Consider the following 20406-nt stretch of genomic DNA (forward strand, 5'->3'; position numbering starts at 1 on the left):
GGTGGCGCGGCATCATGGCGGCATGGCCCGGCCCGTCCTGCTCGACTGCGACACCGGTACCGACGACGCCGTGGCGATCGTCCTGGCGGCGCTGCACCCGGCGCTCGACCTGCGCGGCGTCACCACGGTGTGGGGCAACCACCCGCTCGCACGGACCACCGACAACACCCTGCGCGTCCTCGACCTGGTGGGCCGCACCGAGGTCCCCGTGCACGCCGGCCTGGCCGCGCCGTACGCGCGATGTCAGCGGCCCGCTCCCCGCCCGGGACCGGACGTGGCGCTGGCGCTGCCGCCCGCCTCCCGCCCGCCCGGCCGGGAGGGCGCGGTGGAGTGGCTGCTGGAGACACTGCGCGCGGCGACCGAGCCGATCACCTGGGTGGCCACCGGACCGCTGTCCACCGTGGCCGCCGTCGTCGCCGCGGACCCCGGCGTCGTCGACGCGGTCGCCGAGCTGGTGGTGATGGGCGGCGCGCACGCCCACGGCAACGTCACCGCGAGCGCCGAGACCAACGTCTGGCGCGACCCGGTCGCCGCCGCGCGGGTCTGCGCGGCCGGCTTCCGGCGCCTGGTGCTCGTGCCCCTGGACGCCACGCTGTCCGCCACCGTGCCGGCCCGGCTGTGCGACGAGCTGCGCGCCGCCGGGCCGGTGCCGGCCGCGGTGGCCGGGTTCATCCATGCGCGGATCGTGCGCTACGACGGCTCGCCGCACCTGTCCGAGGAGGACCGCACCGAGCACGCCGGACCGGTCCACGACGCGCTGGCGGTGGCCTACCTGGTCGACCCCGGCCTGGTGCGCCTCGCCCCGGCGTACGTCGCGGTCGAGACCGCCGGGCGGCTCACCACCGGGCGCACGGTGATGGACTTCCGCGGGGTGGGCCCCGAGCCGGCCAACGCCCTGGTCGCGATCGGCGCCGACCGCGAGCGCTTCCGCTCCCTGCTGCGTACGACGCTGGGCCCCGGGATGCGGGGGCCCGATCTAGGCTGAGGCGGCGACGAGAGCGGAGCGACGATGACCAGCACCGACAGCACCCTGCCCGGCCGGCCCGAGCTGCCCGGCCTGCCCGACCTGCCCAACCTGCGCGACGTGGGCGGACTGCGCACGGCCACCGGCGCCCGCACCCGCCACGGCGTCCTCTACCGCAGCGCCACCACGTCGTTCGTGGACGAGACGCAGGCGCGGGTGCTCGTCGAGGACCTCGGCATCCGGGTGCGGGTGGACCTGCGCAGCGACCTCGAGGTCAGCCAGTCCACCAACCCCGTGCTCGGCGCGCTGGAGCGACGCGTCGCGCACCTGCCGTTCCGGGCCGGCGGCGCGTGGGAGCACGACCCCACCTCGGCGGACCCCGCGCAGCGGGTCTCCAGCCACTACCTGCGCTACCTGGCGCACTCCGCGGACTCGGTCACCGCGCTGGTCCAGCTGCTGGTGCAGCCCGAGAGCGTCCCGGCGCTGGTGCACTGCACGGCCGGCAAGGACCGCACCGGCGTCGCGCTGGCCCTGGTCCTCTCCGCGGTGGGCGTCGAGGACGACGAGATCGTCGCCGACTACGCCCGGACCCGCGAGCACCTGGACGCGATCTTCGGCCGGATCCGGTCGCTGCCGGCCTACGAGGAGCGGCTCGCGGCGCTGCCGGAGGAGTCGTTCACCGCCGAGCCGGCCAGCATGGAGCGCTTCCTCGAGCGGCTCCGGGCCACCCACGGCGACGCCCGCTCTTACCTGCTCGGCGTGGGGCTGCGCGACTCGGAGCTGGAGCGGCTCGTGCAGGTGCTCGTCGAGGGCTGAGCCGGACGGTGCGCCAGCACGGCCGGACGGGCTACGCGGGCGCCAGCGCGCTGCGCCCGTGCGCGGCGAATTCCGCCTCGAGGGCCGCGCGGACGTGCTCGTCGAGCAGGGCGTACTGGGCGGTGCGTCCGACCCGCACCCAGACCGGGTCGTCGGTGAGCCAGGCGGCGGCGCGCAGCGGGGCCTTGTCGACCTTGTTGCTGCCGGTCAGCGGCACGGCGTCGACCAGGCGCACGAACGAGGGCCACCACTTGGCGCCCATGTCCGGCTGGGCCGCGAGGAACGCGCCGAACGCCTCGGCGTCGAAGACCGCCCCGGCCTCCAGCTCCAGCGCGCACATCACCCGGTCCCCGGTGGCCGGGTCGGGTACGGCGTAGACCGGCGCCGACGTGACGCCGGGGAAGCGCTGCAGCAGCCGCTCGATCGGCGCGGCGGCGAAGTTCTCGGAGTCCACGCGCAGCCAGTCCGAGGAGCGCCCGGCGAACCAGAACCAGCCGTCGGCGTCGCGGTAGGCCAGGTCCCCGGCCCAGAAGTCCTCGCCGCGCACCCGCTCGGCCATCGCGCCGGGGTTGGCCCAGTAGCCCTCGAAGGTATGCGCGAGCCCCACCCCGACGAGCTGGCCGACCGCCTCGGGGTTCGTCAGCCGGCCGGCCGCGTCGAAGACGGCCCGGGGGCACTCCCGCCCGGTCGCCTCGTCGAGGACCCGCACGTCGACGTCGCCGGCCGGCTTGCCCAGCGACCCGGGCGGGGTGTCGGGGGTCCGGTTGATCCGGAACACGCCCTCGCTCATCCCGTAGCCCTCCTGCACCACGCAGCCGAAGCGCTCGCCGAAGCGGGTCACGTCGGCCTCGGAGGCCTCGGTGCCGTAGGCCAGCCGCAGCGTGCCGGTGCGGTCGCGCGGGTCCTCGGGACGGGTCAGCACATAGGACAGCGCGCGCCCCACGTAGTTCACGTAGGTGGCGCCGAAGCGGTGCACGTCCTCGGAGAACCGGCTCGCGGAGAACTTGCGGGCCATCCCGACCCGGGCGCCGACCGCCATCGCCGGGGCCAGGTTCATCATCACCGCGTTGCCGTGGAACAGCGGCATGGTCAGGTAGGTCACCGACTCGCGGTCCAGCCCGATGCGCCCCACGATCGCCGAGGTGAGCCGGCCCAGGCGTCCCTGGCCGACGATCACCGCCTTCGGCGCGCCGGTGGACCCGGAGCTGAACAGCAGCAGCGCGATGTCGTCGGCCGCGGGCGCGGCGGCCGGCAGCGCGGCGCCCCGGTGCGGCGCCAGCCACGCGTCGTACGGCGCGGTGTCGACGACCAGCACCCGCTCCTCGGGTACGCCGTGCCCACCGGCCGACGTGCTCGGGGCGCCGGCGGGGTCGCGGACCAGGTGGGCCAGCCGCTCCTCGGTGACGATCAGGTCGACGTCGGCGTGGCGGATGTCGACGGCCAGCTCGGCGGCACTGCGGCTGGAGTTGATCCCGACCACCACCGCGCCGGCCAGCGAGCCGGCGCCGAGCCAGAAGACGAAATCGGGCACGTTCTCCAGCAGCACCCCGACGTGGATCTGGCGGCCCTCGGGCGCCGGCACCGCGGCGAGCAACGCCGCGGCCCGGTCCGCGGACTCCTGGACCACCTCGGCCCACGTCCAGGAACGGTCCTCGAAGAGCAGGCCGACCGCATCGTCCCCGGCCCGGCTGCGCACGATCTCGGCAAAGGTCTCCACGGGCGTCATCCGACCAGTCGGACGCGCGACGCGCCGCTGCTCTCCCGCTCACCGGGAGGCGCGCGGACGCGCACGCGAGGAACCGGGGACGGTGCCTGCATGAGTTCTCAGAGCGGCCCCCGGACCGGCTCCGCCGGCATCGCCACCACCCCCGAGCAGGCCGCCGTCCAGGACGCGGTGCGCTCCTTCGCGCGCTCGGCCCAGGTGCTCGAGGCCGCGCGTGACGAGTCCGCCGACGCGTGGCGCAAGATCTGGCCGGGGCTGGCCGAGCTCGGGATGTTCGCGGTCACCGTCCCCGAGGAGCACGGCGGCGCCGAGGCCGACCTGGTCGACCTCGCGGTGATGGTCGAGCAGGCCGGGGTCGAGTGCGTCCCCGGCCCGCTGGTGGCCACCGCCACCGCCGCGCACCTGCTCGGCCGGGCCACCCTGTCCGGCTCGGCGGCGCAGGCCCGCGACGAGGTGCTCGCCGGGGAGCTGCCGGTGGCCATCGCCTCCCCCGGCGTCGCCGCGCCAGCTGTCGCTGGCGGCGCCCCCGCCGCCGACGGTGCGCTGCGGCTCACCGGGTCGCTCGGCGCCGTGGTCGGCGCCTGCGCCGAGGCCGCGCTGCTGGTGCCCGCCGAGCTGGACGGGGCGCGGACCTGGTGCCTGGTGCTGCCCGGCGAGGGCGTCGCGCTCAGCGCGCTGGAGAGCGTCGACGTGGCCACCCCGCTGGCCACCGTCGAGCTCGACGAGGCCCCGGCCGTGGCGCTGACGGGCCTCGCCGAGCACGAGGTGGAGGACGCCCACCTGCTGCTCGCCGCGTCGCTCGCGGCGGGGATCGCCGGGCGCGCCCTCCTGGTCGCCGCGTCGTACGCCGGGCTGCGCGAGCAGTTCGGGCGCAAGATCGGCTCCTTCCAGGCCATCAAGCACCTGTGCGCGGAGATGCTGTGCCGCACCGAGCAGGCCCGCGTGGCGGCGTGGGACGCGGCCGTGGCCGAGCCGGGCGAGCGCTCGCTGGCGGCCGCGGTGGCCGGCGCGGTCGCCCTGGACGCGGCGGTGGACAACGCCAAGGACTGCATCCAGGTGCTGGGCGGGATCGGCTACACCTGGGAGCACGACGCCCACCTGTACCTGCGCCGCGCGCTGGTGCTGCGCCAGAGCCTCGGCGGCTCGTCGCGGTGGCGCATCCGGCTGGCGCAGCTGGTGCGCGCCGGGGAGCGCCGTCACCTCGGCGTCGAGCTCGGCGAGGTCGAGGCCGAGCGCGAGGAGGTACGTCGCCTGGCCGGCGAGCTGGCCGGCAAGTCCGGGCGCGAGCTGCGGGTGGCGCTGGCCGACTCCGGCCTCTACGCGCCGCACTGGCCGGCGCCGTACGGGCGCGACGCCGGGCCGGCCGCCCAGGTCCTGATCGCCCAGGAGCTGGAGCGCGCCGGGGTCTCGCGCCCCGATCTGGTGATCGGCTGGTGGGCGATGCCGACCATCCTGGCCGGCGGTACCCCCGAGCAGGTCGAGCGCTTCGCGATGCCGACCCTGCGCGGGGACATCACCTGGTGCCAGCTGTTCAGCGAGCCCGGCGCCGGCTCGGACCTGGCGTCGCTGTCGACCACCGCCACCCGGGTGGAGGGCGGCTGGTCGCTGAGCGGGCAGAAGGTCTGGACGTCGATGGCCGCGCAGGCCGACTGGGGCGTGTGCCTGGCGCGGACCGACAAGGACGCGCCCAAGCACCGCGGCATCACCTACTTCCTGGTCGACATGCGCACCCCCGGGCTCGACATCCGCCCGCTGCGCGAGATCACCGGCGAGGCGCTGTTCAACGAGGTCTTCCTCGACGACGTCTTCGTGCCCGACGACTGCGTGGTCGGCGAGGTGAACGACGGCTGGCGGCTGGCGCGCACCACGCTGGCCAACGAGCGCGTGGAGATGGGCGGCAGCTCCTCGATGGGCAGCGGTACCGAGGAGCTGGTCGCCCGCGCGAGCGCCCACACCGGCGACCTCGTCGACGACCGGCTGGGTCACCTGGTGGCGCAGACGATGACCACGGCCCTGCTCGGTCACCGCGCGCTGCTGGCCCGCATCGGCGGCGCCCAGCCGGGCGCGGAGTCGTCGGTGCAGAAGATCGTCGGTGTCCGGGCCCGCCAGGACGCCGCCGAGCTGTCGCTGGAGCTGGTCGGCAACGAGGGCCTGGTCCGGGGCCCGGTGACCCGCGAGATGCTCAGCGCCCGCGCCCACTCGATCGCCGGCGGCTCCAGCCAGATCCTGCTCTCGGTCATCGGCGAGCGCATCCTGGGCCTCCCCCGCGACTAACCCACCCCGTACGGCGGCCGAGTCGGCGCAAACTCGCGCCGTACGGCAGCCGAGTCGGCGTGAACTCGCGCCGTACGGCAGCCGAGTCGGCGTGAACTCGCCCCGGGGAGCATCCGGTGCGCGCGTCGTTCTCCACAGGCGGCCATCTCCCTCTGGCGCGGTGTACCGGCCGCCCGCAGGATCCCGGCATGGGAGAACCGGCGCACACCAGCACCCCGTCCGCCGTGGACGCGGCCCTCGCCGCCGTTGCGGTCGGCCAAGCAGGCGTGGTCGCGCGCCGGCAGGTGTTCGCCCTCGGCGGTTCGGACCACGACATCGCCCGCAAGCTCCGCCGCCGGGAGTGGGCGCCGATGCTGCCCGGCGTGTACGTCGACCACACCGGCGAGCCCACCTGGCTGCAGCGGGCGTGGTCGGGCGTGCTCTTCCACGAGCCCGCCGCGCTCGCCGGCAGCTCCGCGCTGCGCGCCGCGGCCGGTCCCGGCTGGCGCCACCACGATGACGGCGCCGCGATCCACGTGGGGGTGGCCGAGGACCGGCGACTGGTCGTGGCCGAGGGTTACCGCCTCACTCGCTACCGCCACCTGGACGGTCACGTCCTGTGGAACACCGGCCCGCCGCGGGTCCGCGTGGAGCAGGCCGCACTCGACGTGGCCGCCGAGGCCGACACCGACCTCGCCGCGGTGGCCGGTCTCGCGGACCTCTGCCAGTCCCGCTGGACCACCCCGCACCGGCTCCGCCTCGCCCTTGATGGCCGTCGGCGACTGCGACGCCGGCGATGGCTGGACTCCGTGCTGCGCGACCTCGCCGAGGGCACCTGCTCGGTCCTGGAGCACGGCTACCTCACCCAGGTCGAGCGTGCCCACGCCCTGCCGCGCGGAGTTCGCCAGTCCCGCTCCGTCGCCGGCGCGGGGCTGGCGCTGCGCGACGTGGGGTACGACGAGTGGGGGCTGGTCGTCGAGCTCGACGGTCGCCTCTTCCACGAGGTGGCCCGCCAACGAGACCACGACCTCGAGCGGGACCTCGATGCCGCACTGACGGGCAGCGTCACCGTGCGGTTGGGGTGGGGCCAGGTCCACGAGCGTCCGTGCCAGACCACCGCCCGGATCGCTGCGCTGCTCCAAGCGCGCGGATGGCCCGGCGCGCCCCAGCCGTGCGGCCGCACCTGCGTCCTCTCTCGGCGGTGACCCGCGTGGCGTTGTGTCCCCGCCCCGCTACGCGGTCTGCTGCGACGAGAGGCGCGAGGCCGGTCCGTCCCGCGGGCCCCCTGCTCCGCCGCCGGCGGAGCGTCGGCGCGAGCTGCCTAGGAGTGCTGCGGGAGCCGCCCGCGCTCGCGGGCGAACAGGACGGCGAAGTACAACGCGAGCACGCCAGGAATGAGCCACTCCCAGTGCGAGCTGCCAACGAAAGCCACGGTAGAGCCCAGGCCACTGAGCAGGCCGAGCGAGATCACGGTGACACGGAGTGGATAGGACGCGGCCCGGCCAGGCACCCGCCACAAGCGCACACAGTCCCTGGCGCAGGACCCCACACAGCTGACACCGGCCAGAACCAAGAAGGCAGGCCAATACTTCGGAGCAAGGGGATCATGCAGGTGCGAGAGCAAGAAGGCTGCGAGCCAGGCGTTGCAGAAAGCCATTGACGGCAGCCACAGCACAGACGCCTGCTTCTCGGACTTCACCAGGCAGAACCTAGCGACACCCCAGCCCGGGTGTTGGCAAACGCGAAAGCCAGCCTTCGGGCTGATCGGAGCCGCCTGCAGCGGCATTCTCATCTTGATGAGTCTCGACCTTCCCGGGCTGTCGGTTCTGGGCCGTGCTCACCTCCGCGGCCCGTCATCTCGAAGCGCCCGGGGAAGGGCGAAAAAGAGGCCGCGCAGCACGAGGTCGGGACGATCGTGCACGTCGCCCGGACACCCTGCTCCTGCGCCCGCCCCGCCTACCCGCAGGTAACTGGAGGATCGCACGCACCAGGTGCACGGGAATCTCCAGTTACCCGTGGGTCACTGGGGCGGGCGGGTCAGGGGGCGGTGAGGTGCTCGGAGAGGTCCCAGAGGCGACGGGCGCGCTCGGGGTCCACGGCGTACGAGCGGTGCCGGGGGCTCACCGCGCAGTCGGCGAGGTAGACGCCGCCGATGTCCGCCAGCTCCGGCGAGGTGGCCGCCCACACCTGGGTGGCCGCGCCCTGCTCGACGTCGAGGAAGCTCATCCGCGGCTTCGCCTCCCCCGACGCCCCGCCACCGGACGCCCCACCACCCGACGCCCCCTCACCAGCAGAGGGCTTCACCGCGGCCGCCATCGCCGCCATCCGCTTGAAGTCGTCGCGATCCATGTGCCGGGCGAGGTCGGTGGCGACCATGCCCGGGTGTACGGCGTACGCCCGGACGCCGCGCTCGCGCAGGCGCCGGTCGAGCTCGACGGTGAACAGGATGTTGGCGGTCTTCGAGGCCCCGTAGGCGGCGAACTTCTCGTAGTCGCGGCGCTGCCAGTTCGGGTCGTCGAGGTCGAGGTCGGCGATGCTGTGCCCCGCGGAGCTGAGGTTGACCACCCGGGAGCTGGCGCCCAGCAGCGGCTCCAGCAGCCGGGTCAGCGCGAAGTGTCCGAGGTGGTTCGTGCCGAGCTGCAGCTCGAAGCCGTCCTCGGTGCGCCCGAACGGCGTGAACATCACCCCGGCGTTGTTGACGAGCAGGTCCAGCCGGTCGACCCGGGCCAGCACGTCCGCGGCGCCGCGCCGCACGGACGCCAGCGAGGCCAGGTCGAGCAGCACGCTCTCCACCGCCGCCCCCGGCACCAGGGCCCGTACCCGCTCGGTCGCCTCCGTGCAGCGGGCCGCGTCCCGTCCCGCCATCAGCACCCGCGCGCCGACCGAGGCCAGCGCCCGCGAGGTCTCCAGGCCGAGGCCGCTGGTGGCGCCGGTGACCAGACACGTCGTACCCGTCAGCGTGATGCCGTCGAGCACATCGTCGGTCGTCGGAACCGGCGCTCCCGGTGTCGCCGAGTCGCTCATGCGTCGAGCATCCGCTGCACGTGGCCGAGCAGATCGGGGTAGCGCTGCAGGTGCGCGCCGCCGTTGAGGTCGATGACCTCGCCGGTCAGCCACTGGGCACGCGTCAGGAAGACCACCGCCTCGGCGATCTCCTCCGCAGTGCCCACCCGCCCCAGCGGGGTGTTCGCGACGTAGTCCTCACGCACCCCGGGGATCTCCATCGACCCCTCGGTCAGCGCCGTCAGCACCAGCCCGGGCGCCACCGCGTTGACGCGGATCCCGCGCGGTCCGAGCTCGAGCGCGGCGACCTCGGTGAGCATCGAGACCCCCGCCTTGGCCGCGCAGTACGCCGCCATCCCGGCCGCCGGCTGCCGGGCGTTGAGGCTGCTGAGCAGGGTGATGGACCCGCCGCCGGGCATCCGCCGCGCGGCGTGCTTCACGACCAGGAAGGAGCCGGTGAGGTTGACGTCGACCAGGCCGCGGAACTCCTCCACCGCCAGGTCCGTGACCGCTCCCAGCCCGCCGACGCCGGCGGTGCTGACCACGGTGTCCAGGCGCCCGCACCGAGCCAGCACCTCGTCGAGCAGGGCCTCGACGGCCGGCTCGTCGCAGACGTCCACCGCTGCCGCGTGCGCGCCCTCGAGCGACTCGGCGACCGTGGCGGCCCCTCCGGCGTCGCGGTCCGCCACGGTGACGCGGTAGCCCTCGGCGGCCAGCGCCCGGGCGGTGGCGCGACCGATCCCGGAGGCACCCCCGACGACCACGGCGACGGGACTGCCGGCGGGTCCCGACGACGGGGGCGGTGCGTTCACGGGCGGTCTCCTGATGCGTGTCGACGTCTCTTGACGCCCGTCAACCTAGCCCCTAGCGTCGCCGAGCGACAGGCCGAGCTGTGAACTGACTCACACCCCGGCCGCCCCTCCCCGCTAGGAGCCCTCGTGCCCGGACCCACCACCGCGATCATCGGCGCCGGCATCAGCGGCCTGACCAGCGCGAAGATGCTCAACGACTACGACGTGCCGCACACCGTCTTCGAGCTCTCCGACCGCGTCGGCGGCAACTGGGCGTTCGGCAACCCCAACGGCGCCAGCAGCGCCTACCGCTCGCTGCACATCGACACCTCCAAGCACCAGCTGTCCTTCCGCGACTACCCGATGCCCGAGGACTACCCCGACTTCCCGCACCACACGCTGATCAAGGACTACCTCGACGGGTACGCCGACGCCTTCGGCCTGCGCGAGCACATCGAGTTCGAGAACGGCGTCGAGCACGCGCGCCGCCTGGACGGCGGCGGCTGGGAGATCCGCGACCAGCGCGGCGACCTGCGCCACTTCGACTTCCTGGTGGTCGGCAACGGCCACCACTGGGACCCCCGCTACGCGCGCTTCCCCGGCGAGTTCACCGGCACCACCATGCACTCCCACCACTACGTGGACCCGCAGAGCCACGGGCTGAGCGGCAAGCGGATCCTCGTCGTCGGGATCGGCAACAGCTCCGCCGACATCACCGTCGAGCTGTCCTCGCGCACCCTCGACAACACCGTGGTGCTCTCCACCCGCTCGAGCGCCTGGATCGTGCCGAAGTACATCGCCGGCGCCCCGGCCGACAAGTACTTCAAGACCTACCCCGGCATCCCCTACGCCTGGCAGCGCCGGATGGTGCAGTTCGGGACGCCGAAGATGACCGGGCGCCCCGAGCAGATCGGCCTGCCCACCCCGAACCACAAGTTCTTCGAGGCCCACCCCACCCAGTCGGTCGAGCTGCCGCTGCGGCTGGGCTCCGGCGACGTCACCGCCAAGCCGAACGTGACCCGCCTGGACGGCGAGACGGTGCACTTCGAGGACGGCACCAGCGCCGACTTCGACGTGATCATCTACGCCACCGGCTACCACATCACCTTCCCGTTCTTCGACCCCGAGTTCCTCTCCGCGCCCGACAACCACATCCCGCTGTACAAGCGGATGTTCAAGCCCGGCGTCGACGACCTGGCCCTGGTCGGCTTCGCGCAGTCCACGCCCACGCTGTTCCCGTTCGTGGAGGCCCAGGCCCGCCTGGTCGGCGCGTACGCCGTGGGCCGCTACCGGCTGCCCGACATCGCGGAGATGGAGCGGGTGATCCTCGCCGAGCAGCAGAAGTACACCGGCCACATGGTGCCCACGCCGCGCCACACCCAGCAGGTCGACTACTTCCTCTACGAGCACGACATGCGCACCAAGGAGATCCCGGCCGGGCTGGCGCGGGCCCGCGCGCACGGCGCGCCCAGACTGGCCGGCCGGGCCCTCGACCAGGCCGACGCCGGGGCCTCCGCGTGAACCGCGCCCTGCCCAGCGACCGCCGCCCGGCCCCGCGCGGCGACGTACGACGCGCGGAGCTGCTGCGCGCCCTCGACGAGGTGCTGCGCGAGACCGGCGGCGACCTCGAGCCGGTGAACATCGCCGACATCTCGCATCGCGCCGGGGTCACCCGCTCGGCGTTCTACTTCTACTTCGAGAACCTCGCGGCGGCGGTCGCGGCGGTCTCGCAGGAGATGTACGACGAGATCCTCGCGGTCACCGACGTACTGGTCGGGCAGGACCCGCCACGCGAGCGGATCACCAGCACCGTCCACGGCCTGGTCGACATCTGGGACCGCCACCGCCACCTGCACCGGGCGCTGCTCGAGGCGCACGACGCCTCGCCGGGCGTGCGCGGGATGTGGGAGACCGGGCGCCGGATGCTGGTGGAGCGGATCGCGGCGATGATCGAGGCGGAGCGGGCCCGCGGAGTCGCGCCACCCGGACCGGACGCCGTACACCTCGCGACCGTCCTGCTCGACCTCAACGAGAGCCTGCTCGCGCGACTGACCTACGTCGCCGACGCCGACCGCGCGGGCCTGGCCGAGGCCACCATCGCGATCTGGCTGCGCTCGGTCCACGGCCACCTCGACCCGTCCACCGAAGGGACCCCCCGATGACCCCGATCTCCTTCGACTCCCACGGCACCCGCTGCGACGCGTGGCACTTCACCGCCGCCTCCGACGCCCTCGCCTCGGCGGCAGGGCGACCGGTGGTGGTGATGGCGCACGGGCTCGGCGGTACCAAGGACTCCGGCCTGGCGCCGTTCGCGACCGCGCTGGCCGCGGCCGGGCTGGACGTGCTCGCCTTCGACTATCGCGGCTTCGGCGCCAGCGACGGGACGCCGCGCCAGCGGGTCTCCGCGCAGGGCCAGGTCGAGGACTACCGGGCGGCGATGCACGCCGCCGCGCGTCTCGACGGCGTCGACCCGCAGCGCCTGGTGCTGTGGGGCGTCTCGCTGGCCGGCGGTCACGTGCTGGCCGCCGGCGCCCGGCGCGACGACGTGGCCGCGGTCGTCTCGCTCACCCCGCTGGTCGATGGACTGGCCGCCGGACGACTCGCCCTGCAGCACCACCGCCCGGGCCAGCTGCTGCGCTCGAGCGCGGCCGGGGTCCGCGGCCGGGTCGCCGAGCTGGCCGGGCGCGGGCAGGTGATGATCCCGCTGGTGGCGCGGCCCGGCGAGCTGGGGGCGCTCACCCTGGACGGCGCGCTGGAGGACTACCGCTCGCTGGCCGGGCCCACCTGGCGCAACGAGGTGGACGCCGGCGTGACGCTGGAGCTGGGCCGGGTGCGTCCGGGCAGGCACGCCGCCGAGCTGCGGGCGCCGTTGCTGGTGCAGATCGCGGACTTCGACCGCAGCGCCCCGCCGCACGCGGCCGCCCGGGCAGCGTTCGCGGGCCGCGCCGAGGTACGCCACTACCCCTGCGACCACTTCGACGTCTGGCCGGGGAAGTCCCAGCACGAGCGGGTGGTCGCCCATCAGGTGGCGTTCCTGACCCGCGCGCTCGCGGTCGGCTGAGGTGGGGCGCGTCGGGGCGCTGGAGGGGGCGGCGCCGGGTCGTGGCGGCCCCGGGTCGTGGAGCGGGCAACGCCTGGTTGTGTGCCTGAGCACGCGCCATACCGCGTCCACGGGCACACGACCCACAGGGGGCGGAGCGGGCGACGCGAGTCATTCAGGGCAACGCCGGGTCGTGTGCCTGACCACGCGCCCTACCGCGCCCACGGACACACGACCCACAGGGGGCGGAGCGGGCGGCGCGAGTCATTCAGGGCGACGCCGGGTTGTGTGCCTGAGCACGCGCGATACCGCGTCCACGGGTACACGACCCACAGCGGCGGGGCGGGCGACACGAGTCATTCAGGGCAACGCCGGGTCGTGTGCCTGAGCACGCGCGATACCGCGCCCACGGGCACACAACCCACAGCGGGCGAGCGGGCAACGACACCCAGAGTGGGCGACGCCGGGTCGTGTGCCTGACCACGCGCCCTACCGCGCCCACGGACACACAACCCCCCAGCGGCGGACCGGGCAGCGCCACCCAGACAGGCCGACGCCGGCTCGTGTGCCTGACCACGCGCCATACCGCGCCCACGGACACACAACCCACAGGGCCTGAGCGGGCGGCGCCACCCAGACAGGGCAACGCTGCGTCGGTCAGGCGCGCCCCGGGACCGTCCTTGGCCAGGGCATCGCCTGCTCGAGCTGGGTGGCGACCGCGAGGAGCAGGCCCTCCCCGCCGAGGTCGGCGACGAGCTGGACCCCGATCGGCAGCCCGGTGCCGTCCGGGCCCGTGCCGTCCAGCCCTGCCGGCACTGACACCGCCGGCGAGCCGGTGACGTTGAAGACGCTGGTGAAGGCGGAGTACGTCGTGGCGTGCTCGTAGATGCTCTCCGGGCGGGTGGTGTCGAGCAGCCCGAGCGGCGGCGCCGGCTGGGCGAGCGTGGGACACAGCAGCAGGTCGTACGACGCGAACGCGGCGCCGACGTGCCAGCCGATGTCCTGCACCGCGCGCAGCGCCCGGTTCAGGTCGGCCGCGGAGAGGGTGGAGTAGTGCTCGTACATCATCCGGGTGAACGGCTCCACGTCGTCCTCGCGCAGCGACCGGCCGAGCTCGGCGAGCCGGTCGTCGATGCTGACGACGAGGTGGGCGCCCATCACCAGGCTGGAGTCGGCGGCGACCTGCCCGGGGTCGTACGGCGCGTCGATGGGCGTGACCTCGTGGCCGAGCTCCTCCAACTGCTGGGCGACGCGCAGGGTCGCCTCGACACAGCGCGGGTGCGTCTGACGTCCGGGCAGCGAGGTGTACAGGCCGATCCTCAGCCGACCCGGCGTCCGCGCGGCCAGCTCGGTGAACGAGGCGGCCGGCGTGGGCGCGGCGAAGGCGTCACCGGGCAGCGGGCCCGCCGCGACGTCGAGCAGCAGGGCGCTGTCGCGGACCGTGGTGGTGACCGCGTGCTGCACGCTGACCAGGTTGGCCAGCGAGGCCGTCGACGGCGCGGTGCTGACCCGGCCGCGGCTCGGCTTGAGACCGAACAGGCCGCAGGCCGAGGCGGGGATCCGGATCGACCCGCCGCCGTCGCTGGCGTGGGCCACCGGCACCATCCCCGCGGCGACCGCGGCCGCCGAGCCGCCGCTGGACCCGCCGGGCGAGCGGTCGGTGCCCCAGGGGTTGCGGGTCGGGCCCTGCCAGGTCGGCTCGGTGCTCGCGTTCAGCCCGAACTCCGGGGTGTTGGTGGTGCCGAGCACCACCATCCCGGCCTGTCGGTAGCGGGCGACGATCTCGCTGTCACGGGTCGCCACCGCCTCGGCGAACAGCCGGGAGCCGCCGGTCGCCGGCAGCCCGGCGACCTCGGTGCCGAGGTCCTTGATCAGGATCGGCACGCCGCGCAGCGGGCCGTCGGGCAGACCGGCCTCGACCTCGGCCAGCGCCTGCTCGTAGCGCCGGCTCACCATCACGTTGAGCTCGGCGTCGCCGTGCTCGATCCGGGCGATCGCGTCCTCGGCGACCTCGCGCGCGGACAGCTCGCCGGCGGCGATCGCCGCGGCCAGCCCGGTCGCGTCGTGGCCACCCATCAGTTCGCCACGTGGTGGCACGCCACCGTGTGGCCGGTGGCGATCTCGCGCATCACCGGCTCCTGCTGCGCGCACAGCTCGGTGGCGAGCGGGCAGCGGGTCCGGAAGCGGCAGCCCGAGGGCGGGTTCAGCGGCGAGGGCAGCTCGCTGGCGACCTGGTGGCCGTGCGGGTGCTCCACCGCCTCACCGGGGATCGAGGCCAGCAGCAGCCGGGTGTAGGGGTGCACGGACTTGATGTGCATCTCGTCGGAGGGCACGACCTCGCAGGCCTTGCCCAGGTACATCACCATCACCTTGTCGCTGATGTTCTTCACCACCGACACGTCGTGGGCGATGAAGACCATGCTCAGCCCGAAGCGGCGCGCGCTCTGCTCGAGCAGGTTCAGAATCTGCGCCTGCACCGACACGTCGAGGCTGGAGACCGGCTCGTCGCAGATCAGCACGTCGGGGTCCATCATCAGCGCCCGCGCGATGCACACCCGCTGGCACTGGCCGCCGGACAGCTCGTGCGGGTGCTTGTCGCGTACGGCGGCCGGGTCGAGGCCGACCGCACGTAGCGCCTCGTCGATCCTGGTGGCCTTGTCGTCGCCGTCGTAGCCCCAGATCGACAGGCCCTCCCAGACCAGGTCCTTGACCTTGCGGCGGGGATTCAGCGCGGACACCGGGTCCTGCATGATGATCTGCATCCGCGCGCGGGCCCGGCGTAGCTCCTTGGGGCTCAGCGAGGTCAGTTCGAGGTCGCCGAGCTTGACGCTGCCGGAGTCCGGCGAGGGCAGCTGGATCAGCGCCCGCCCGATCGTGGACTTGCCGCAGCCGGACTCCCCCAGGATGCCGAGCGTCTGCCCGGGCTGCACCTCCAGGCTGACCCCGGAGACGGCGTGCACGATCTGGCCACGGCCGACCGGGAACTCCACCACGATGTCCTCGGCGCGCAGGGTCGAGACGTGGGCGCGGGTGCCGGGCTCGGTCACGGACGTGGCGCTCATGCTCCGACCTCCTGGTGCAGTGGTGCGGTCAGTGGGAAGTGGCAGGCGACGACGCTGTCGGTGCGGGCGCCGCGCGGCTCCAGCGCCGGCGACTCGACGTGGCAGCGCTCGACCGCGTAGCGGCAGCGCGCCGCGAAGCGGCAGCCCGCCGGCGGGGTGAGCAGGTTCGGCGGCGAGCCCTCGATCGTGGGCAGCAGCGTGTGCGGCCGGGAGTCGATGCGCGGGATCGACTCGATCAGCGCCTGGCTGTAGGGGTGGCGCGGCGCCCCGAACACGCTGTCGGTGTCGGAGGACTCCGCGATCCGCCCGCCGTACATCACCGCGACCCGGTCGGTGCGCCCGGCGACCGTGCCGAGGTCGTGGCTCACCAGGATGGTGGCCATGTCGAGCTCCTCGCTGAGCGTCTGCAGCAGGTCGAGGATCTGCTTCTGCACGGTCACGTCGAGCGCGGTGGTCGGCTCGTCGGCGATCAGCAGCTTGGGGTCGCAGGCCAGCGCCATCGCGATCACCACCCGCTGCCGCATCCCGCCGGAGAGCTCGTGCGGGTACTGCCCGGCCCGGCGGGCGGGCTCGGGGATGCCGACCTGGCGCAGCAGCTCGACGGCCCGCTCGCGGGCCGCGCCGCGGCTCAGCCCGAGGTGGGCGCGCAGGCTCTCGGTGAGGTGCAGCCCGACCTTCTTGACCGGATTGAGCGAGGTCATCGGGTCCTGGAAGACCATCGCCACCTCGGTGCCCCACAGCGACCGGCGCTGGGCGGGCTTGAGGGCGTGCACGTCGCGTCCGCCGATCCGGACAGTGCCGGTGACCCGGCTGGTGTCGCCGTTGCTGATCAGGCCCATGATCGTGCGGCCGAGCACGGACTTGCCGGACCCGGACTCGCCGACGATGCCCAGGGTCTCCCCGGGGGCCAGGGTGAGCGAGACGCCGTCGACGGCGTGCATCTCGCCGCGCGGAGTGCGGAAGACGGTGTGCAGGTCGTCGACCTCGAGCAGGGGGGCGGTCACAGTTTCACGCTCCGGGAGTCCCAACGCGCGCGGGCCTTCTCGCCCACGAGGTTGAAGGCGAAAACGGTCAGGAAGAGGAACATGCCGGGCACCAGGATGATGTGCGGGTGGTCCTCGAAGACGTCACCCTCACCCTCTGCGATCATGTTGCCCCAGGTGGGCTCCGGCGGCTGGATGCCGAGCCCGAGGAAGCTCAGCGACGCCTCGGCCACGATCAGCACCGAGATCATCACGATCGCCAGTGACACCAGCGGCAGCAGCACGTTGGGCAGCAGCTCGCGCAGCATGATCCGGCCCCGGGTGGCGCCCAGCGCGCGGGCGGCCACGACGAACTCGCGGTTGGCGTACGACATCGTGGTGGCCCGGGACAGCCGGACCATGCTCGGGATCGTCAGCAGCGACAGCGAGAACGCGATGTTGCGCAGGTTGGGCTCCAGCACGGTCGCCAGCGCGATCAGCAGGATGAGCGGGGGTACGGCGAGCAGCGAGTTGGTGAAGACGCCGACCAGCCGGTCGAAGGTCTTCTTGAAGTAGCCGGCCATCAGCCCGATCGCCCCGCCGATGATCGTGCCGATCAGCACCGCGCTGAGCGCGATCAGCAGCGACGAGCGCGCGCCGTACACCGAGCGGGCGAGCAGGTCGAGGCCGAAGCCGTTGGTGCCCAGCGGGTGGTCCGAGGTCGGGTCCGGCCGGGCGAAGGGCTCCTCGAGCAGGGTCGTGGCGACGTCCTGGTGCTCGGAGAACGGCAGCAGCGGCGCGAGCGCGGCCACCACGACCAGGCCGATCAGCCAGGCCATCGCCAGCCAGTAGGTCAGGTCGAAGCCGGGTCCGGACAGGGTGCGCCCGAGCCGGCTGCCGCCGACCATCGCCAGGGCGAAGCCGCCGAGGATCAGCAGCAGCTTGATCGGGGTGAGCAGCAGCGCCGTGGTGGCGCCGAAGCCGAGCAGGATCAGGCCCAGCACGGTGAGCGCCCCGCCCAGCAGCAGCTGGTTGCGGCGCGAACCCGAGGCCGGCGCCGGCTCCGGCGCGGTCCCGGGGGCGAGCGCGGCGGCCTGGGGGGCCAGCGCGGTGGGGGGGACCTGCGCCTCGAGCCCGGTCGGGTCGGGGTCCGCCGAGCCGGGAGTGAGTGAGGTGCTGGGCTCAGACATGGGCACGTCGCGTCCTCGGGTCGAGATAGCCGTATGACAGGTCGATGCCGGCGTTGATCAGCACGTACAGGACCGCGATCACCAGGACCGCCCCCTGCACCATCGGGAAGTCGCCCTGGTTGGCGGCGTTGACGACCAGGGAGCCCATGCCGGGCAGCGAGAAGAGGTACTCCACGATCACGGTGCTGCCGATCAGGCGCCCGAGGCTGAGTCCCAGCAGCGTGACCAGGGAGAACGAGGAGGGGCGCAGCGCGTCGGAGAAGAGGATCCGCAGGGGATGCATCCCCTTCGCCCGAGCCGCGAGGATGTAGTCCTCGCGCAGCGTGGTGATCAGGTCGCCGCGCAGCACCCGCGAGAACATCGCGAGCTCGGCGAGCGCCACGGTCAGCGCCGGCAGGAAGGCGTGGTGCAGGTTCTCGAAGAGGCCACCCTCCCCGAGCCGCACCCACTCCGAGCGGGGGAACCAGCCGGTCCCGCTGACCAGCAGCAGGATCAGCAGCAGTCCGGCCAGGAAGCTCGGGATCGAGAGCAGGGCGAAGGTGCTCGCCCCGATCAGGCGGTCGATCTTGCCGCCCTCGTGGTACGCCGCGCGCATCGCGACCGGGACCGCGACGAGCAGGGCCATCAGCAGGCCCATCACGGCGATCTGGATGCTGACGGGGAGGGCAGAGGCGATCCGGTCGATCACGTCGGACTGCGGGGGGACCACGGACTGGCCGAGGTCCCCCTGCACGGCACTGCCGAGCCAGTCGACGTACCGGGAGAGCATCGGGTCGTCCAGGCCGAGCTGCGTGCGCAGCTCGGCGTAGGCCTCCGGTGCCCGCCCGGCTCCCAGGATCGCCACTGCAGGGTCACCGGGGAGCAGCGCCATCAACGAGAAGACCCCGAAGCTGACAATGAGCAGGACGAGTCCCAGCTCCCCGATCTGCAGGGCGATCCTACGGATCACGGCACGATCCACGCGTCAGAGAAGTCGGGCATGTACTCGGCCGCCATCGCCACGCCGTGCACGTTGTCGTTCCAGGCGTGGAACGCGGCGCTCGCGCCGGTGATGACCGAGGGCACGTCCTCGTTCATCAGGGCCTGGATCTCGTCCAGCGAGGCCTGGATCTCCTCGTCGGTACCCGCGGCCTGGAGCTCGGCCAGTGCGGTGTCCATCGCCTCGGAGGCGTAACCGGTGGCGTTGCCGTAGCTGGTGGAGCTGAGGTTGTTGACCAGACGGTGGTACGGGTCGGACTCCGAGACGCTGAGCGCGCCGCGGGCGATGTCGAAGTCGTGGTCGACGAAGACCCGGCTGGTCTGGTCGGCGATCGAGGCGACCAGGTCGGTCTTCACGGTGAAGCCGACGCGCTCGAGCATCGCCTTCATCGCCACCGCCTGGGTGCGCGAGGTCGGGTCGGTGCCGTCCATGTAGGTGACGACGCCGTCGAAGCCGTCGGCCTTGGCCTCCTCGACCAGCTTCTTGGCCTCCTCCAGGTCCGTCGGCAGCGCGGCGTCGCTGGTGTCCCACTTGGACTCCGGCGGGAACATCTCCTTGCCCGCCATGCCCTTGCCCTCGTAGGAGCGCTTGTAGTCGAGCTCGGGCTCGTAGGCCAGCGCGATCGCCTTGCGCACGCGCGGGTCGGAGCCCGGGTAGCCCTCGCGGTTGTTGATGGTGAGCGTGTTGCCCAGGCTGGTCAGGGTCAGGTGCCCGGCGTGCCCGGCGTCCACGGCCTGGTCGACGACCTTCGGGTCGCGCATGTAGGTGACGTCGGCGCTGCCGTCCTCGAGGGCGTCGAGCTTGGCCTCGTCGGCCAGCGGCCAGAAGATCCGGATGCTGTCGAGGTGCGGCTTGCCGTCCCAGTAGTTCTCGTTGGCGGTAAGGATGAGCTCCTCGGCCGGCTTGTAGGAGTCGAAGACGAAGGCCCCGGCGCCGATCGGCTTGAACTCCGCACCGGCGTAGGAGGCGGGGGCGACGATCATGCCCGAGGCCTGCGCCAGCATCGAGGGGAACTTGGCCCACGCGTTGTTGAGGTTGAAGACGACCGTGCGCTCGTCCTTGGCGTCCATGCCCGCGAGGTTCGGCGCGAGCATCGCGGTGTCGGCGCCCTGGTTCTTCATGTACCAGTTGATGCTGCCGATCACGGCCTTGGCGTCCAGCGGCGTGCCGTCGGAGAAGTTGACGCCCTCGCGCAGGGTCAGCGTCCAGGTCTTGAAGTCCTCGCTGCTCTCCAGGGACTCGGCGAGCTTGGGCGTGTACTCCTGGGTCTCGGCGTCGAGGGTCATCAGGGTGTCGTAGACCGCGACCATCGCGCCGCCGCCGGACGCTCCCGTTGCGTAGCTGGCGGCGGGGCTGAGGCTGCGGATCTCGCCGTAGTCGGCGAAGTCCAGGGTGCCACCCTCGACCGGCTCGCCGGCCTCGGCCTGGTCCCCGATCACACCGAAGGTGTAGCGGCCGCGGTCGACTTCAGCGCTGCCCTTCCCCTCGTTGCCCTTCTCGTCGTCGTCGGTGGATGCGCACGAGCTCAGTAGCAGGGCGCCGGCGACGGCCGCGACGGCGAGACGAGCGCTGACACGATGGGTCGACTTCATTGTTCCTCCAGGTCGGGATGCAGGTGGACTT

General features: G+C 73.3%; 17 protein-coding genes. 7 read left to right on the forward strand and 10 right to left on the reverse strand.

The window, feature by feature from the left end:
- Nucleotides 1-22: 22 nt before the first annotated feature.
- Together AC6EI4_RS04965 and AC6EI4_RS04970 are read left to right on the forward strand one after the other, a co-directional pair.
- Entirely contained in the window at nt 23-985 is a 963-nt protein-coding gene (locus tag AC6EI4_RS04965) for a nucleoside hydrolase (protein ID WP_498450744.1), read from the forward strand.
- A 24-nt stretch (nt 986-1009) separates the two neighbouring features.
- The gene (locus tag AC6EI4_RS04970; RefSeq protein ID WP_498450745.1) at nt 1010-1780 is read left to right on the forward strand and encodes a tyrosine-protein phosphatase; all 771 of its coding nucleotides are present in this window, start codon (nt 1010-1012) and stop codon (nt 1778-1780) included.
- A 31-nt stretch (nt 1781-1811) separates the two neighbouring features.
- Here AC6EI4_RS04970 and AC6EI4_RS04975 read toward each other — a convergent pair whose 3' ends face one another.
- Nucleotides 1812-3506, reverse strand: coding sequence for an AMP-binding protein (locus AC6EI4_RS04975; RefSeq protein ID WP_498450746.1), 1695 nt, complete (start codon nt 3504-3506; stop codon nt 1812-1814).
- A 90-nt stretch (nt 3507-3596) separates the two neighbouring features.
- Between AC6EI4_RS04975 and AC6EI4_RS04980 the strand changes: the two genes are divergently transcribed.
- A complete protein-coding gene (locus AC6EI4_RS04980; protein ID WP_498450747.1) occupies nt 3597-5777 on the forward strand; it encodes an acyl-CoA dehydrogenase family protein in 2181 nt (726 codons plus the stop codon).
- A gap of 188 nt (nt 5778-5965) precedes the next feature.
- On the forward strand, nt 5966-6961 hold the full coding sequence (locus AC6EI4_RS04985; protein WP_498450748.1) for a putative endonuclease domain-containing protein: 996 nt from the start codon (nt 5966-5968) through the stop codon (nt 6959-6961).
- 116 nt (nt 6962-7077) lie between these two features.
- Here the strand turns inward: AC6EI4_RS04985 and AC6EI4_RS04990 are convergent, their stop codons facing one another.
- The 3 genes from AC6EI4_RS04990 to AC6EI4_RS05000 all read right to left on the reverse strand — a co-directional run bounded on the left by AC6EI4_RS04990 (nt 7078) and on the right by AC6EI4_RS05000 (nt 9571).
- The gene (locus tag AC6EI4_RS04990; protein ID WP_498424104.1) at nt 7078-7455 is read right to left on the reverse strand and encodes a hypothetical protein; all 378 of its coding nucleotides are present in this window, start codon (nt 7453-7455) and stop codon (nt 7078-7080) included.
- A gap of 338 nt (nt 7456-7793) precedes the next feature.
- The gene (locus AC6EI4_RS04995; RefSeq protein WP_498450749.1) at nt 7794-8780 is read right to left on the reverse strand and encodes an SDR family NAD(P)-dependent oxidoreductase; all 987 of its coding nucleotides are present in this window, start codon (nt 8778-8780) and stop codon (nt 7794-7796) included.
- Complete coding sequence (locus AC6EI4_RS05000) at nt 8777-9571, reverse strand: SDR family NAD(P)-dependent oxidoreductase (RefSeq protein ID WP_498450750.1); 795 nt, start codon at nt 9569-9571, stop codon at nt 8777-8779. The genes AC6EI4_RS04995 and AC6EI4_RS05000 overlap by 4 nt, the downstream gene beginning before the upstream one ends.
- 126 nt (nt 9572-9697) lie before the next feature.
- Between AC6EI4_RS05000 and AC6EI4_RS05005 the strand changes: the two genes are divergently transcribed.
- The 3 genes from AC6EI4_RS05005 to AC6EI4_RS05015 are packed head-to-tail and all read left to right on the forward strand — an operon-like array spanning nt 9698 to nt 12611.
- Nucleotides 9698-11071: a flavin-containing monooxygenase gene (locus AC6EI4_RS05005; RefSeq protein WP_498450751.1), complete on the forward strand. Its 1374-nt coding sequence runs from the start codon at nt 9698-9700 to the stop codon at nt 11069-11071.
- Nucleotides 11068-11712, forward strand: a complete 645-nt coding sequence (locus AC6EI4_RS05010; protein ID WP_498450752.1) for a TetR/AcrR family transcriptional regulator — start codon at nt 11068-11070, stop codon at nt 11710-11712. Before AC6EI4_RS05005 ends, AC6EI4_RS05010 begins: the two co-directional genes overlap by 4 nt.
- Nucleotides 11709-12611, forward strand: coding sequence for an alpha/beta hydrolase (locus tag AC6EI4_RS05015; protein WP_498424109.1), 903 nt, complete (start codon nt 11709-11711; stop codon nt 12609-12611). Before AC6EI4_RS05010 ends, AC6EI4_RS05015 begins: the two co-directional genes overlap by 4 nt.
- Before the next feature lie 636 nt (nt 12612-13247).
- On the opposite strand, the gene AC6EI4_RS05020 is transcribed toward AC6EI4_RS05015, so the two are convergent.
- Genes AC6EI4_RS05020 through AC6EI4_RS05045 form a run of 6 tightly spaced genes read right to left on the reverse strand, consistent with a single transcriptional unit; the run spans nt 13248 to nt 20375 of the window.
- The gene (locus AC6EI4_RS05020; RefSeq protein WP_498450753.1) at nt 13248-14666 is read right to left on the reverse strand and encodes an amidase; all 1419 of its coding nucleotides are present in this window, start codon (nt 14664-14666) and stop codon (nt 13248-13250) included.
- Nucleotides 14666-15652 carry an ABC transporter ATP-binding protein gene (locus AC6EI4_RS05025; protein WP_498450754.1) on the reverse strand — a complete coding sequence of 329 codons (987 nt, stop codon included), beginning with the start codon at nt 15650-15652 and terminating at the stop codon, nt 14666-14668. The genes AC6EI4_RS05020 and AC6EI4_RS05025 overlap by 1 nt, the downstream gene beginning before the upstream one ends.
- A complete protein-coding gene (locus AC6EI4_RS05030) occupies nt 15649-16656 on the reverse strand; it encodes an ABC transporter ATP-binding protein (RefSeq protein ID WP_498450755.1) in 1008 nt (335 codons plus the stop codon). Before AC6EI4_RS05030 ends, AC6EI4_RS05025 begins: the two co-directional genes overlap by 4 nt.
- Nucleotides 16653-17804 carry an ABC transporter permease gene (locus tag AC6EI4_RS05035; RefSeq protein ID WP_498424114.1) on the reverse strand — a complete coding sequence of 384 codons (1152 nt, stop codon included), beginning with the start codon at nt 17802-17804 and terminating at the stop codon, nt 16653-16655. The genes AC6EI4_RS05030 and AC6EI4_RS05035 overlap by 4 nt, the downstream gene beginning before the upstream one ends.
- Nucleotides 17797-18753, reverse strand: a complete 957-nt coding sequence (locus AC6EI4_RS05040; RefSeq protein WP_498424116.1) for an ABC transporter permease — start codon at nt 18751-18753, stop codon at nt 17797-17799. The genes AC6EI4_RS05035 and AC6EI4_RS05040 overlap by 8 nt, the downstream gene beginning before the upstream one ends.
- Nucleotides 18750-20375 (reverse strand): ABC transporter substrate-binding protein, encoded by a 1626-nt coding sequence (locus AC6EI4_RS05045; RefSeq protein WP_498424117.1) that lies wholly within the window; start codon nt 20373-20375, stop codon nt 18750-18752. The genes AC6EI4_RS05040 and AC6EI4_RS05045 overlap by 4 nt, the downstream gene beginning before the upstream one ends.
- Nucleotides 20376-20406: the final 31 nt, after the last annotated feature.

Source organism: Nocardioides sp. Z43_10 (assembly GCF_059766615.1).

What these genes read in the sequence shown, in the direction of transcription:
- AC6EI4_RS04965 (WP_498450744.1), top strand. Translation starts at nt 23, where the DNA reads ATGGCCCGGCCCGTCCTGCTCGACTGCGACACCGGTACCGACGACGCC.
- AC6EI4_RS04970 (WP_498450745.1), top strand. Translation starts at nt 1,010, where the DNA reads ATGACCAGCACCGACAGCACCCTGCCCGGCCGGCCCGAGCTGCCCGGC.
- AC6EI4_RS04975 (WP_498450746.1), bottom strand. Translation starts at nt 3,506, where the DNA reads ATGACGCCCGTGGAGACCTTTGCCGAGATCGTGCGCAGCCGGGCCGGG.
- AC6EI4_RS04980 (WP_498450747.1), top strand. Translation starts at nt 3,597, where the DNA reads ATGAGTTCTCAGAGCGGCCCCCGGACCGGCTCCGCCGGCATCGCCACC.
- AC6EI4_RS04985 (WP_498450748.1), top strand. Translation starts at nt 5,966, where the DNA reads ATGGGAGAACCGGCGCACACCAGCACCCCGTCCGCCGTGGACGCGGCC.
- AC6EI4_RS04995 (WP_498450749.1), bottom strand. Translation starts at nt 8,780, where the DNA reads ATGAGCGACTCGGCGACACCGGGAGCGCCGGTTCCGACGACCGACGAT.
- AC6EI4_RS05015 (WP_498424109.1), top strand. Translation starts at nt 11,709, where the DNA reads ATGACCCCGATCTCCTTCGACTCCCACGGCACCCGCTGCGACGCGTGG.
- AC6EI4_RS05020 (WP_498450753.1), bottom strand. Translation starts at nt 14,666, where the DNA reads ATGGGTGGCCACGACGCGACCGGGCTGGCCGCGGCGATCGCCGCCGGC.
- AC6EI4_RS05025 (WP_498450754.1), bottom strand. Translation starts at nt 15,652, where the DNA reads ATGAGCGCCACGTCCGTGACCGAGCCCGGCACCCGCGCCCACGTCTCG.
- AC6EI4_RS05035 (WP_498424114.1), bottom strand. Translation starts at nt 17,804, where the DNA reads ATGTCTGAGCCCAGCACCTCACTCACTCCCGGCTCGGCGGACCCCGAC.
- AC6EI4_RS05045 (WP_498424117.1), bottom strand. Translation starts at nt 20,375, where the DNA reads ATGAAGTCGACCCATCGTGTCAGCGCTCGTCTCGCCGTCGCGGCCGTC.